The following is a 211-nucleotide window of genomic DNA, read 5'->3' on the forward strand; positions in this document are numbered from 1 at the left end:
ACTGATCGTTTCAAAATGAGTTCGGCTCAGGGGCTTGGCAGTTGAGGAGTCTGGGCGGCAGAGTGCTGCACGTGTCGGACGATCTTGTGCCTGATGACTTGTGGGAGCGGGTGGCTCCGCTGCTGCCGCCACGCCCGCCGCGACGCCACCGCCACCCCGGACGGCTTCCCGCGGACGACCGTGCTGCGCTTCGCGGCATCGTGTACGTGCT

The 211-nt window shown here is 66.4% G+C and carries 1 protein-coding gene; it reads left to right on the plus strand.

All coding sequences use genetic code 11. The features are described from left to right. Positions 1-71: 71 nt before the first annotated feature. A partial coding sequence (locus IE98_RS51805; RefSeq protein ID WP_324605855.1) for a transposase occupies positions 72-211 on the plus strand: 140 nt, incomplete at its 3' end.

This window comes from Streptomyces sp. NRRL B-24484 (genome assembly GCF_000717715.1).
Taxonomy (GTDB): Bacteria; Actinomycetota; Actinomycetes; order Streptomycetales; family Streptomycetaceae; genus Kitasatospora.